The organism is Chryseobacterium sp. PTM-20240506 (assembly GCF_048296755.1).
GTDB classification, from domain to species: Bacteria; Bacteroidota; Bacteroidia; order Flavobacteriales; family Weeksellaceae; genus Chryseobacterium; species Chryseobacterium proteolyticum.
Genome location: NZ_CP182581.1, coordinates 3,865,937 through 3,879,803, shown reverse-complemented (window position 1 = coordinate 3,879,803; position 13,867 = coordinate 3,865,937). Strand labels below are relative to the sequence as shown.

Here is a 13,867-nt window from a genome sequence, read left to right as displayed (position 1 = left end):
GAAATTAATGAAGGAGTAATACGATTATGAATAAGAATAGAAAAAAAGTTCTGTAAGTTCAATTCACAAGCACGATATCGGATTTGTTTTTTGTGAAAAATATCTTGATCGCATTTTTAATACTAAATGGTAATCAAAAGGGATAACCATAGCCTCGATAGTAATGATTACCCCGCAGCAAGGGTATGGAAGAGATTTGGAGCGAGGAGTAAAAATGGATAGCGGGAAACAGCTCCAAAAGAAACTTCATTTCTTATCCTATATCAATGGTTTCTACTTAAGCCTTCATGTACATTTGCAATATAAATAACAAATAAAAAATACAACACAATGGCAACAAAATGGAATTTAGACCCGGCACACAGTGAAATTACTTTCAAAGTAAAACACATGATGATTTCCAGTATTAAAGGAAGCTTCACTAATTTCAATGCAGAAATCGAAGCTGATGATGATACGTTTTCTAATGCTAAAACCAGTGCAACGATTCAAACCAATTCTGTTTCAACACACAATGTAGACAGAGATAACCATTTAAAGTCTGAAGAATTTTTCAATGCTGAGCAAAACCCTACCATTACGTTTGAGTCTCAGGCATTGAATGGAGATATAACCGGAAATCTTACGATCAATGGAATCACAAAGCCTGTAACTTTGGATGTAGATTTCGGGGGTATCAATAAAGACCCATGGGGTAATACAAAAGCTGGTTTTTCTTTTGAAGGAAAAATCAACAGAAAAGACTTCGGTTTAAACTGGAATGCAGCTCTTGAAGCAGGAGGTGTAATGGTGAGCGATGAGGTAAAAGTAGCTGGTGAACTACAGTTTGTAAAGCAAGCATAATTGTATCATAATACTTATAATCAGGTTCAGGGATTTCTAAAAACCTTGAACCTTTTTCTTTTTTAAAAACCCCATTATGAACCTCAACGATTTACAAAACATCAGTGACCATTTCAATAACACAAAGAGAATGCCCGTATTATTTCTGGGTCATGGTTCTCCCATGAATGCAATTGAAGAAAATCAGTTTGTTCAGGGGTTCAGAAAATCAGCCAGTGAAATTCCAACTCCCAATGCTATTCTATGTATTTCTGCTCACTGGTATACTCAAGGTACATATGTAACGGCTATGGATATGCCAAGAACCATTCATGATTTTGGAGGTTTTCCGAAAGCACTGTTTGATGTGGAATATCCAGCTCCCGGAAGTCCTGAATTGGCAAAAGAAACTATTGAACTTTTAGCTCCTTCGGTGGTATTAGAAGATCACAATTGGGGATTAGATCACGGTGCATGGTCTGTAATTAAGCATATGTACCCTGATGCAAACATCCCGGTTATTCAATTGAGTATCGACTACACTCAACCTCCGCAATATCATTTTGATCTCGCAAAACGGTTGAATAAACTACGGGAAAAAGGCATCCTGATTATCGGAAGCGGAAATATAGTTCACAATCTGAGATTGATCGACTGGCAGAACATCAATACGGTGGGCGCGGGCTGGGACTGGGCGATTGAAGCCAGGGAAAAAACCAACAACTGGCTCCTAAATGGTAATTTTCAAAATATAATTGACTATCAGAAACAAGGTACTTTTTTACAATATGCCGTCCCAACACCAGATCATTATTTACCTCTGATCTATACTTTAGGATTAAAAGATTCTTTTGAAGAACTTCGTCTTTTCAATGATGAGCTGATAGGTGGGTCACTGAGTATGACAAGTGTAAGAGTGGGATAAAAATTATAGTATTTTTACCTTTAAAACAGTCTGGTTTTAAGTGTATACTTTCAAAAATAAAAAAAGGAAATATCCGGTTAAGATATTTCCTTTTTTATTATCCTGTATGAGTTATTGAACCGCGTTGAGAACATTGATATTCCCATAACCATAACTGGAATCCGGATTTGGATAGTAAGTAGCAGACTGCCTCATTTTTGTAAGTACCTGCTCTCTCGTCCATGATGGATTTTTTGACCAGACTAAAGCTGCAATACCGGCAGTTGCCGCAGTTGCAACAGAAGATCCTCCTACATAGTCAGACTGTCCGTTATAATAGCTCAATACCGGAACATTACTTCCTGAAGATCTTTCCATCTGAAATGTAAAATCAATTTGACTTCCGGAGTGGCAAACATCACATTTTTTATTGGAAGTATTTTCCTTTACTCCTGTTATTGCTTGGGTCTCCGGCATCCAGGCAGGGAATATCACCCCCACAAAATTGGTAAAGCTTGTTGACGTTCCCCCTGCACAGAAAATAAGTTTTCCCTTAGAGTAGGCATATTTTACACCATCCTCAATTTTTCCTACAGAAAATATATGTCCCATCGACATTGAGATAATCTTTACGTTATTGTTATTACCCAGCTCAGTAAAAGCAATTTTAACAGCAGTTTGTTCACTTGAGGTTTCCAACACAACATTTTCTGCTGCCCTGTATGCGATAAGATTGGCATTATAAGCTACCCCTACAGGTAATCCGGCATTATTTCTTGGCGCAGTCATTACAGAAGCCATTTTTGTTCCGTGACCACACTGATCTGCTGAACCATCTGAGTTATAAACTCCGAATTTACTGATGGTCCTTCCTGAAGATGCTCCGTTATTAAAACTATTTCCCAACAAGGTTTGCTCAGGGGAAACTCCGGTATCAATCAAACCAATAGTTATACCCGCGCCGGTACTGTAATTCCAGGCATTCGGAATACTGTGTTTTGTAAAAGCCCATGGAATTTTTGCACTTGGGGTTGTGCTTGTATAATCAGCTGTATTGAGTGTTGTTGAAGAAAAGCCACATCCTGAAGAACCGCTCCCTGAAGATTTTGCATTTGTATTATATGCTGCTTCATATTCAAAATAATGATAATCTGCAGGCTCCAGATATCTGATAGTTTTCATCTTTCTGAGTTCAGTAAGTGTTTCCTGCTTCTCAATTACAACATCCATCTGATTAAGATACTGATCAGAAAGAAGAAGAAATCCTCTTTCATCTTTTCCTTCATACTTTTTGATGACAGATAAGAGCTCTTTCTCTATTTCACTGCTGTTAGGAGATTTACTTCTATCGAAATCATCTTTGGAAGAACCAAATCCAATGGATACCATCCTGTTTCCACGAAAGACGGCGCTCCAGAGGAAGTGATCTGAAGTCTGGCTCCAATTGAAGGAACCTTTACTTTTAATGGATTGATTGATTTCCGCGTTAATTTGTTTTGCTGTCAGAGGATCTTTCTGATAAGCTTCAAGACCGGAAGTTTCATTTTGGATACTTTCTCTGTTACATGATACGATAAAGAAAAATAAGACTAAAAGGTAAAATACATTTTTTCTCATATGTTATACTTTTGATTGGTATCACCAATATAACACTTTATCGTGAATTGTAATTCCCTGAATATTAATTTACTATTTCCCGAATATTAATTTTCTCAAATCATCCTGTAATAAAGTAAAACCAGGATTTACATACCCTTGTTTTCTATATCTCTTTTTCATAACAGACACTATTTTCAATTCCAATGTATTGTCCGTAATTTGGTATTCTTTTATAACCCATTTTTTCATATAAAGCAATTGCTTCGGGCTGCATAATTCCGGTTTCTAAAACACATCTGCTAAAACCGGACTCTTTAGCCCAGGTTTCTAATTCGGTTAATGCTTTTCCGGCTAGTCCCTTTCCTCTTTGCATCGGGCTCGTATACATTCTTTTGATTTCAACCGTATCTTCAGAAAAGATCTTAAAGGCACCACAGGAAACTGCAATATTGTCTGCATACATTACAATACAGTTTTTAAGGAGATCAATTCCATTGAATTGATGGTAGAAAGCATGATCCTTACCGTCGCGGATAGCAAGATCTTCATCCAGGAACTTCACAAGATTCTGGAAATCGATATCAGAGGAATCTACTCTTTTTATAATCATTGTTTTTTCAGCAAATATAAGAGATAACGAATTGAAAAAATAAAAAAGGCTTCCATTCAGAAAGCCTTTTTTAATATCCTGAAGATGCCAGAATAGATTTTAGATATCCTTATTCAGCATCTATTTTCTTCATGAGTTCAGCGGATGTTTCTTCTCCCATTTTTCTTCCGGCTTCCATACTTTCCTTTAGAATCAATGGCATAACCTCCAATACTTTTTTTCCTAGTGGCGTATTATAGAATTTTATCAGCTCATCAATTTCCGTTTCGGTGTAATACTTATTGTAAATCGGCACATAAATTTCTGCAAACTTTTCGGGACTCATTTCCTTTGAAAACTCTTCCCAAAATTTTCGGGGTACCCCCGGATATGCCTGTTGATATTTTCCTATATTTTCACTTACTGCTTGGGAAGCCAGTTTATCACCTCCCGTAAGAGCAATGAGTTCTTTAATTTTCGCCTCTTTTATTTGAGCAAAGGTATTTACTCCTAAAAACAAAATACTTACGGCAATTATTCTCTTCATCCTCACTACTAATTCACAATGAATTTTCTATCATTGATTAATTCTGCAATAGCAAGCATATCTTTACCGATTAATCTGTCATCTTCCAGTTTTGCTACTTTGGAACGAAGAATACTGAAATTCTCTTCAATAATTTTTGAGCATTTAGCCGGTCTTCTGAATTCTAGCCCCTGAGCCGCAAACATCAATTCAACAGATAGGATATTAACCAGATTACCAAGAACCTGATTGAATTTTCTCCCGGAAATACTTCCCATAGAAACATGGTCTTCCTGTCCTAAGCTTGTTGGAATAGAATCTGCTGATGCAGGGAAGCAAAGTGTTTTATTTTCTGTAACCAAAGCAGCAGAAGTGTATTGAGGAATCATAAATCCTGAATTCAGTCCTGAGCTTTCTGTCAATAATCTTGGAAGGCCATATTTCCCTTCCAGAAGTAAATAACTTCTTCTGTCAGAAATATTTCCTAATTCAGCTGCAGCTAAAGTTGCATAATCCAATGGTAAAGCCATAAGTTGACCATGGAAGTTTCCTCCTGAAATGGATTCCTCAGCGCTCAATACAATCGGATTATCCGTTACAGAATTCAATTCGGTTTCTGCCATCATTTTCAGGTGTTCAAAAGCATTTCTGCTTGCCCCGTGTACCTGAGGAACACATCGCATAGAATAAGGATCCTGTACTCTTTCACAATCCTCATGTGCTTTCATATTTTCAGAGTTCTTAAGGAATTTCAGCATTCTTGCTGCTACTTTTTTACTTCCTTCAAAAGGTCTGATCTCGTGAAGTTCTTTTTTAAAAGGGCTTTCAGAGCCTCTGTAAGCTTCAAGACTCATGGCAGCAGTCATATCTGCAAGGTCCAATAAGTATTCAAACTTCTCTAATCCTTTGATCGCGTGAGCCAGGATAAATTGGGTACCATTAATAAGCCCCAACCCTTCTTTAGGTCCTAAAGCTAAAGGATCCAGATTATGTTTTTCTAAAATTTCAGAAGTTTCATAGATGGCATCACCTTCCCAAACTTGTCCAAGACCCAACAATGGTAAAACAAGATGAGCTAAAGGAGCAAGATCTCCGGATGCTCCCACCGAACCTTGTTCAGGGACAACAGGAATGATATCTTTTTCCAACATCAGGATCAATCTTTCAATCACCTCTAAAGAAACACCGGAAAATCCTTTTGATAATGCATGAACTTTTGCAATCATCATAATCTTTGAAAATTCTTTATCAATAGGTTTTCCAACTCCAACAGCGTGGGAAATGATTAAATTATATTGTAACTGAGCTGTTTCATCAGCTGAAATTTTCGTATCACAAAGAGGACCGAATCCCGTATTAATCCCATAAACACATCGATCAGATTCAACAATTTTTTGAACATTTTTCTGGGATTTTAAAATTTGTTCTTTTGCTGCTTTATTAAGTTTTGCTTTATTGGGTTTTTTACAGATTTCCAATACATCATGGAAAGTGAAAATATCTACACCGTATATCATTTCTAAAAAATTTCTTTAAAATTACACATTTAGCGACTATTGTAAAAGCTAAATTTCACAGCGTTAATTTTTTCGGCAGAAAGCAATTTAATTTGTTATTTTTACGTCCGTTAAAAAATAACCAATGAAATCTAAAACTCTACTATTTGCATTATGCCTTATGGGCACAGCTTCCTTTGCTCAGGACAAAGTGAAATACTCCAAAGAAGAAATTAAAAAGATGGAAACTTACCTTTTCAACGAAGGTTTTAATACACCATCACCCAGAAAAACCTCTACTATTATTTTAAAGGATGGAAGCTCTCATAAAGGTTTTTGCAGTAAAATAGAAACCAAAAAAGGACAGATCTACGAAGTTTCTATTAAAGACAGTATTTCAAAAAAGAACGAAGTCTTCAATGCTGAGCAGATCAGCGAAATGTATGTCTATCCTAGCAACGTCGAAAAAATAGCAAAAGTTGCTAAATACATGGGAAATATCCGGAATTTCGGAACTAAAAAATTAACTAAAAACACAACCGGCGAACGAATTCACTTTGTCAATCAAACAGTATCACTGAAAAATAAAAAAGAGGATAAAGAATTTCTGATGCAATTGATCAATCCTGATTTTAGTGAAATCATCTCCGTGTACTATGATCCCAGAGCCAAAGAAACTGGAGGTTTTTCAATTGGAGGTTCTCCTCAGCTCGGAGGTGGTGTAATCAAATCCTATTATATTAAAAAGGGAGATAAAGTACTTTGGCTGCATAAGGATGACTTTGAAGACAATTATGATTTTCTTTTTGGTGACAATGCAGAATTCATGAAAAAATATCCTAAGAAATCTGCTGAATGGGATTATTTTAGCTTTTTGGTCAATGAGTATACTGAAATGAGCAACGGATAAAATATCTTACATAATACTTCAAAAGCTGTAGAAAATTCTACAGCTTTTTTGTTCTTTTAAATCCCGGATGGATTCCGTAATTTTGTTATATGAATCCTTCTTTAGAATTACAACTCAAAACTTTACCTTCTGAGCCTGGCGTTTATCGTTATTACGATAAAAATGAACAGTTATTGTATGTAGGCAAGGCTAAAAACCTAAAGAAAAGAGTTCTTTCCTATTTCAATAAAAATCTATCGGGATACAGGATAAAAATAATGGTCGGAAAAATCCAGCGATTGGAGACCACTATTGTGAATAGCGAGTATGATGCCCTTCTATTAGAAAACAACCTGATCAAGGAGCATAAACCTTTTTACAATGTAATGCTCAAGGATGATAAAACATATCCTTGGATTTGCATTAAAAATGAAGCCTTTCCCAGGATTTTCCTCACGAGGAACATCATTAAGGATGGTTCGGAATATTACGGTCCTTATGCCAAAGTTCGCCCTGCAAAAATACTACTGGACACTATAAAACATATTTATAAGCTCAGGACTTGTAATCTGAATCTTGCTCCCAGTAAAATTGAAGATGGCAAATATAAGGTCTGCCTCGAATATCACATCAAGAACTGTGAAGGCCCTTGTGAAGGGTTGGAAAGCAAAGAAGAATATGATGAAAAGATTGACTCCATCCGTGGTATTATAAAAGGAGATTTCCGGAAAGCTAAAGATTACCTTATTAACCAGATGATGAAGCATGCTGCTAATCTGCAGTTTGAAGATGCACAGATCATCAAGGAAAGGCTGGATATTTTAGAAGATTATCAGGCAAAAAATACCGTTGTCAATCCCAATATTGACGATGTGGATGTTTTCGGAATGACCAGCGACGAAACGGCTGCCTATGTCAATTTCTTTAAGATAAGAAATGGAAATATAATCCAGAGTTTTACAACAGAAATCAAAAAGATCCTTGAAGAAACAGATGAGGATATTCTGGAAGAAGCTCTTATTGAAATTCGTCAGAAGTTTGGTTCCGATTCTAAAGAAGTTTTGCTTCCCTTTCATTTATCCGTTGAAATCCCCAATGTAAAACTTATTGTTCCTAAAGTAGGTGACAAAAAAAGAATCGTTGAACTTTCCGAGAAAAATGCTAAAGAATACCGTTTGGAAAAACTAAAACAGGTTCAGATTGTAGATCCTGAAAGACATTCCAACCGTATAATGGCTGAGATGCAAAAGCTACTGCGAATGTCTGTAGAGCCAAGACATATAGAGGGTTTTGATAATTCGAATATCCAAGGTACCAATCCTGTTTCAGCGTGTGTTGTTTTTAAAGATGGTAAACCCAGTAAGGCAGATTACCGCATCTTTCATCCGAAGACCGTAGAGGGTCCAAATGATTTTGCCACTATGGAAGAAGTGATCTATCGTCGTTACAAAAGAATGGTAGACGAAGGAGAGAGTCTTCCCCAACTTATTCTGATTGACGGTGGAAAAGGCCAGCTATCATCAGCTGTAAAAAGTTTAAAGCTGTTAGGTCTTTACGGAAAGATTACTATTATCGGAATCGCTAAAAGACTGGAAGAAATCTTCTTTCCCGAAGATCCTATCCCATTATATCTGGATAAAAAATCCGAAACTCTTAAAATCCTCCAAAGGGTTCGTGATGAAGCTCACCGTTTTGGTGTAAAGCATCATAGGACCAGAAGGAAAAACTCTACCATCAAATCTGAATTGGAAGAAATTCCCGGTGTAGGAGAAAAAACAATTGAACTATTACTATCCAGATTAAAATCAGTAAAAAGGATCAAAGAATCCAACCTGGAAATATTAGAGGAAATATTGGGTAAAAGTAAAGCCAAGGTTATTTGGGAGTATTTTAACGACTAACAAATTTTAAAAATAAAAGCGCTCTTTTGTAATGTAACAAAAGAGCGCTTTTATTTTTGATCAGAAGGTATTTATACACCTCCCATTACGTACATATTTTCCATAGTTGGCACATCACTTCCACCCGCTTTTTCAAGGGTGATAGCAAATGCCTGCGCTTTCGGTATGTTAGAAAGAGCAATTTTACTATCTTTTTCTTCCGTATACATTCCTGCACTTATGGGTTTACCGTCTGCAATAGCCCATAATTGATATTGCATTCCTTCCGGAGCTTTAGGCAAAGCCTCTGCGTTCAGATAGACCTCTTTTGTCTTTTTGTCCCAAAAAACCATTGCCTTGGAATCTGCATGTTTTTCCACTCCTTTTAGCATAACCATTTGCATATCAGGGCTGGATATCATCGTCCATTTTTCATTCATCTTTTGCAGAGCCGCATCTTTAGATTGTTTTTCAGTTTCCAATTTTGCGATCTCTTTTTTGTTTTCAGACTCATTATTCATCCAAAACAAATTTCCGGTAAGGCTTACTAAAAATAAGACCGAAGCTGCGATTGCATAAGTTTTCCAGATATTATTTTTTGTATTTGCAATTTCTTTCGATCCATTTGTTAAATCTCTGACAGGCTGCGTTGGCTGCGCTACAGGTATGATTTTTTCAAAAGTTTGTTCTTTTTGAATCTTTTCCCAAACCTTAGATTTTAACTCATTAGGTGGGGCAACAGCCTGAGCAGTTGCCAGATCCTCTAGTACTTTTTGTGCTTCATCAAAAGCAGCTTTTACTTCAGCATTATTTTTCATCACACACTCCAAAATGCCTGCCTCCTCGGGAGAAGCAAGTCCTAGAATATAAGATTCTATAATTCCGGATGATATGTATTCCTTAGTGTTCAATTTATTGATAATCTTTTAACAAATCCTTTAATTTTATTAATGCATTCCGCATCTTCGTTTTTACCGTACCCAGGGGTATTTTCAATTTATCAGATATTTCATTCTGTGTGTATCCCTGATAATAAGCCAGATCAATAAGTTCCTGTTTATCAGTTTCCAAACTTTCAAGCACATTATTAAAGCCAATAAAATCAGAGGTATTGTTTGTGGTAGAAAGTTCAGCACTGTTATATACGAAATCCGGAATTGGTTGGTTTTTTAATTCGTTTTGAAAACTTTTAGATTTTAGATAATCGATCGCTGTATTTCTTGCAATATTGATCATCCACGTATAGAATCTTCCTTTACTGTTGTCATACTGTTGGATAGAATTCCAGATTTTAACAAAAACATCCTGAATAATTTCTTCAGTATATTCTTTTGATTGTACGATTCGAAGTACTACACCATATAGTGCACCGGAATAATGGTCATACAAATAATGAAAACCAGCTTCGTTTTTATCCTTCAATAAAACGATAAGTTCTTCCTCCGAATAGTTTGTTTTAATAGCGAATATTTTTCGATTCAAATGTAATAAAATAAAACATATAATAACAAAAATCTAAAAGTTCTTTTACATCGTATATGAAATTAACAAATTACAAGAATATGAAAGGTATATTAAAATCAATTCCTACAGATCCATATTTTTTCACTAGTTCTGTTTGTTTGGATTTTTATTTCCGACTAAAAAAATAAAAATCTTTAAATCTAAAACAAGATGAATGTCGTAAATGATCATAACAAGAAATCAAATACTATTTAATTAAAAAAATCAAAGAAATGAACACAAGATCAAAAATCGCAGTATTCGGAATGGTTGTATTATCATTCGCATTTAGCGGAACGGTAACTGCACAAACGATGAAAGAAAAAACAGTAATGGTAGGTGGAGCTGCTATGTATCCATCCAAAAATATCATTGAAAACGCTGTTAATTCCAAGGATCACAAAACACTGGTAGCAGCAGTAAAAGCTGCCGGATTAGTGGAAACCCTACAAGGAGCTGGTCCATTTACTGTACTGGCGCCTACAGATGCGGCATTTGCGAAACTTCCAAAAGGAACAGTTGAAAACCTGGTTAAGCCGGAGAATAAAGAAATGCTTACTAAAATTCTGACATATCATGTACTTGCCGGAAAGTTTAATGCTAAGGAAATCTGGGCCGCTGTAAAAGCAGGAAATGGAAAAAGTATGATGAAAACGGTGGAAGGAGAAGATGTTACTTTCTGGACAAAAGGCAAAGACCTTTATGTAAAAGATGCGAAAGGGAACAGTGCAAAAATTACCATAGCAGATGTTAATCAGTCTAATGGCGTTATCCATGTAATAGATACGGTTCTGATGCCTTAATTCTTAGTTTTTTTTATGGTTTAATAAATAACCCCTTACCTATTGTTATTTTGGTAAGGGGTTACTTATTGTATTTAGTTTCCTAAAAACCTCTGAAGTTTTTACATTTTCTTATTTACCTGCATAAACATCTTTAGAATAACTACCATTTCCGGTAGGAATTTCTATTACAATGTTTCCATTTTCATAATAACCGATAGTATTATCTCCATTTGCAAGCTTCACTCTGAACACCTCTTTTTTTGTTGTTTCCTTAAAAGTCGCATAAGGAACAGAGCTATCCGATTTCACAAGTATAAACTGACTGTTATCAATCTGAATTTTCTGTAGGGTTACTGCTCCGTTACTATATTTGTTTACAGAACTTCCTGTTGATGAAGCTGTATTAGTATTATCCTGAATTGAAGCAACCTGCACCTGCTCGTTGGTCTTCGTTTCAGCCGGAGCAGCTATTATCGTTGGATAAGAAACAGGAATAGAAACAAAAGTTTGTTTTAATGCATCCTGAAATCCCTCTTTATAATCTTTAATATTTGATGCTCCTTTACCGGTCAGTAATACCTTATCATGACAGTCTTTAAACTGAACGATCACTTTATTTCTTAAGAACCCGCTATCATCAATGACATCGGCATTTACAATATTACAAGTATTTTCTTTTGCTTCAGCAGGCCATTGCTCCCGGCTTCCCTGAAGAACAACATATTTTTTACCTTTTAATGCTTTCGCCAAAGCAATATCCAGATCGAAACTTTCTTTAAAAGTGCTGAATTTTTCAGGTATAGAAATATACTTATAATCAGATACTTTTTGTCCGAAAGCAAGTATCGAACAAACTGTCAATATAGCAAATAATCCCTTTTTCATATTTTATTTTTTAATCATTTCTAAATGTTCCCATATCTAATTTAAGAGAAAAAAAGTTGGAATAAAAATTCGATCCTCCGATTCCTGAATTAGTAATAGCATAGTCAAGAGTAAGTCCGCGGTATCTGATTCCCAAACCTGCACTCGGCTGAAAAGAAACCTTTCTTTTAAGATCTTCAATATCCGTGATAGACTGAAAACGATTCACTCCCAAGCGTACAAAAATCATTTTCTGATATCCCAATTCCGCTCCTACATATGGTGTTATACTGGCAAAATCTGTGGAAATTAAAGCTGCTGTTTTAGCGAAATCCACATTGATTCCAGCTTCAGGTAAAACATAAACGCTGCTGTTGATTTCAAACATTTTACTTGCTCCTACATTAAGTTTAGGCATAGTAAGCTCCATTTTATCTTTTGGAGCAGGGTTAAACTCTTCTCCATTCACAACTGTTGATAATTCCTTCTGATTGATGCTCCAAAAGTTAACGGTGGTGGTAGCGTCCCGAAGCATTCCCCCAAATTTCCATCCATTATCAGCTTTATAAATTGCCCCTACATCAAAACCAAATCCATATCCGCTTGCAAATTTCCCTACATTCCTGTAAACAATCTTGGCATTAACACCCACATCCAATTTTGTGTTACCGCCAGGATGAAATGCATAGGACAGAATAGCAGCATAATCTGACTGCGAAAACTTGGTGATTTTGTCATAGTCAATATTTCCCTCAGAATCGATCATTTGAGTCGTATTCAGGATATTATCTACCCCTAATCTCACTACTGAGACTCCGAAAACTCCCTCTTCCATCACTTTAGCATAGGCAAGATAATCATATTTTGCTATAGATTCAAAGTATTCGGCGTGCATCGCAGCTCCTTGCCAGTCTCTTTCGATAGACATAAGACCTGCAGGATTCCACATGGGAGAATAAACGTCATCCTGATTGGAAATAACTGCTCCACCCATCGCTAGGCCTCTTGCTCCTGCCCCTATATTTAAAAATTCATTGGAATATTTTCTAATGATCTGAGATTGAAAAAATCCAAATGCTAAAGAAAATAGGAATAGTAGATATTTTTTCATCATATAAATTTGATGCTTAATTAGTTTTTTTTTGTTTTCTGGCTTTTATCAGCCCATTAGCGATAATTGCTAATATCATCACCAATGATGCTATATAAAATATAGGGCTCATATGCTCCGATTCGCCAAAGATAAAAAAAGCTAGTATAATTCCGTAAACTGGCTCTAAATTAACTGTTAAAATAAGTGTAAAAGGAGAAATATACTTCATCAGATTCACTGATTCCAACATTGGAAAAGCGGTAAAAACACTTGCTAACAAGCATATTAACGCCAAATCCCTGTAGTTTATTTCGTTCATTTGAAAAATTTGCCCTGAAAATAAATAAAATATCAATAAAACTGACCATCCACAGAATATTTCATAAAAAATAATATTCCCTGAACTTGTTTTCCCAAACATCTTACCATTGAAAACGGAAAATATCGTCCCAAAAATAGCACACAAGACACCAAAAAGTATCCCTTCTTTATATTGAAACTCTGTTTTAAAAATCAGCAGGATGCAAGCCACGATAACAATTCCCATGATAACTTCCGAAATATCTATTTTTCTTTTAAAAATAATAGGCTCTAATATTGACGCAAAAAGAGTAGATAATGATAAACAGCTTAATGCAATAGAAACATTCGAAACTTTAATGGAATAAAAAAAACAAAACCAATGAGCCGCCATTGCAGTACCAATCGCCGCCAATTGGAAAAATATTTTCTTTGAGACTTTTATACTCTCTTTTTTATAAATTCTTATGTAAGCATACAGGAATATCGCGGCAAATAGCATTCTGTAGAAAACCAGAATCTGAGCATTGGCATGAATAAGTTTCCCCAAGATTGCAGTGAATCCCCATAAAAAAATTATTAAATGCAATCTGAAAAGTGCTAATTTATGCATAACC

14 protein-coding genes are annotated in these 13,867 nt (G+C 35.7%); 5 read left to right on the top strand and 9 right to left on the bottom strand.

Annotation, left to right across the window (positions count from 1 at the left end):
- Nucleotides 1-330 precede the first annotated feature (330 nt).
- Nucleotides 331-843 (top strand): YceI family protein, encoded by a 513-nt coding sequence (locus tag ACNFU2_RS17270; RefSeq protein ID WP_172283548.1) that lies wholly within the window; start codon nt 331-333, stop codon nt 841-843.
- A gap of 76 nt (nt 844-919) precedes the next feature.
- A complete protein-coding gene (gene ygiD / locus ACNFU2_RS17265; RefSeq protein ID WP_418122436.1) occupies nt 920-1,747 on the top strand; it encodes a 4,5-DOPA dioxygenase extradiol in 828 nt (275 codons plus the stop codon).
- A 111-nt stretch (nt 1,748-1,858) separates the two neighbouring features.
- On the opposite strand, the gene ACNFU2_RS17260 is transcribed toward ygiD, so the two are convergent.
- The 4 genes from ACNFU2_RS17260 to hutH form a co-directional block, all read right to left on the bottom strand.
- On the bottom strand, nt 1,859-3,343 hold the full coding sequence (locus ACNFU2_RS17260; protein ID WP_418122435.1) for a S8 family peptidase: 1,485 nt from the start codon (nt 3,341-3,343) through the stop codon (nt 1,859-1,861).
- A gap of 145 nt (nt 3,344-3,488) precedes the next feature.
- Nucleotides 3,489-3,935 carry a GNAT family N-acetyltransferase gene (locus ACNFU2_RS17255; RefSeq protein ID WP_418122433.1) on the bottom strand — a complete coding sequence of 149 codons (447 nt, stop codon included), beginning with the start codon at nt 3,933-3,935 and terminating at the stop codon, nt 3,489-3,491.
- 109 nt (nt 3,936-4,044) lie between these two features.
- Entirely contained in the window at nt 4,045-4,461 is a 417-nt protein-coding gene (locus tag ACNFU2_RS17250) for a DUF2059 domain-containing protein (RefSeq protein WP_418122431.1), read from the bottom strand.
- An 8-nt stretch (nt 4,462-4,469) separates the two neighbouring features.
- Nucleotides 4,470-5,957 (bottom strand): histidine ammonia-lyase, encoded by a 1,488-nt coding sequence (gene hutH, locus ACNFU2_RS17245; protein ID WP_273650665.1) that lies wholly within the window; start codon nt 5,955-5,957, stop codon nt 4,470-4,472.
- 124 nt (nt 5,958-6,081) lie between these two features.
- Here hutH and ACNFU2_RS17240 point away from each other — a divergent pair, with 124 nt between their 5' ends.
- A complete protein-coding gene (locus tag ACNFU2_RS17240; RefSeq protein WP_418122429.1) occupies nt 6,082-6,846 on the top strand; it encodes a hypothetical protein in 765 nt (254 codons plus the stop codon).
- Nucleotides 6,847-6,935: 89 nt separating this feature from the next.
- Nucleotides 6,936-8,726 (top strand): excinuclease ABC subunit UvrC, encoded by a 1,791-nt coding sequence (uvrC, locus tag ACNFU2_RS17235; RefSeq protein ID WP_418122427.1) that lies wholly within the window; start codon nt 6,936-6,938, stop codon nt 8,724-8,726.
- Between the two features lie 71 nt (nt 8,727-8,797).
- On the opposite strand, the gene ACNFU2_RS17230 is transcribed toward uvrC, so the two are convergent.
- Both ACNFU2_RS17230 and ACNFU2_RS17225 read right to left on the bottom strand, forming a co-directional pair.
- Entirely contained in the window at nt 8,798-9,616 is an 819-nt protein-coding gene (locus tag ACNFU2_RS17230) for an anti-sigma factor (protein WP_418122425.1), read from the bottom strand.
- A 1-nt stretch (nt 9,617) separates the two neighbouring features.
- Entirely contained in the window at nt 9,618-10,187 is a 570-nt protein-coding gene (locus tag ACNFU2_RS17225; RefSeq protein ID WP_273650661.1) for an RNA polymerase sigma factor, read from the bottom strand.
- 254 nt (nt 10,188-10,441) lie between these two features.
- Here ACNFU2_RS17225 and ACNFU2_RS17220 point away from each other — a divergent pair, with 254 nt between their 5' ends.
- On the top strand, nt 10,442-11,011 hold the full coding sequence (locus tag ACNFU2_RS17220) for a fasciclin domain-containing protein (protein ID WP_172283532.1): 570 nt from the start codon (nt 10,442-10,444) through the stop codon (nt 11,009-11,011).
- Nucleotides 11,012-11,122: 111 nt separating this feature from the next.
- On the opposite strand, the gene ACNFU2_RS17215 is transcribed toward ACNFU2_RS17220, so the two are convergent.
- The 3 genes from ACNFU2_RS17215 to ACNFU2_RS17205 are packed head-to-tail and all read right to left on the bottom strand — an operon-like array spanning nt 11,123 to nt 13,863.
- A complete protein-coding gene (locus tag ACNFU2_RS17215) occupies nt 11,123-11,878 on the bottom strand; it encodes a hypothetical protein (RefSeq protein ID WP_418122423.1) in 756 nt (251 codons plus the stop codon).
- Between the two features lie 10 nt (nt 11,879-11,888).
- Nucleotides 11,889-12,971, bottom strand: coding sequence for a PorV/PorQ family protein (locus ACNFU2_RS17210; RefSeq protein ID WP_418122421.1), 1,083 nt, complete (start codon nt 12,969-12,971; stop codon nt 11,889-11,891).
- A 13-nt stretch (nt 12,972-12,984) separates the two neighbouring features.
- Entirely contained in the window at nt 12,985-13,863 is an 879-nt protein-coding gene (locus tag ACNFU2_RS17205) for a DMT family transporter (protein WP_172283526.1), read from the bottom strand.
- Between the last annotated feature and the right edge of the window lie 4 nt (nt 13,864-13,867).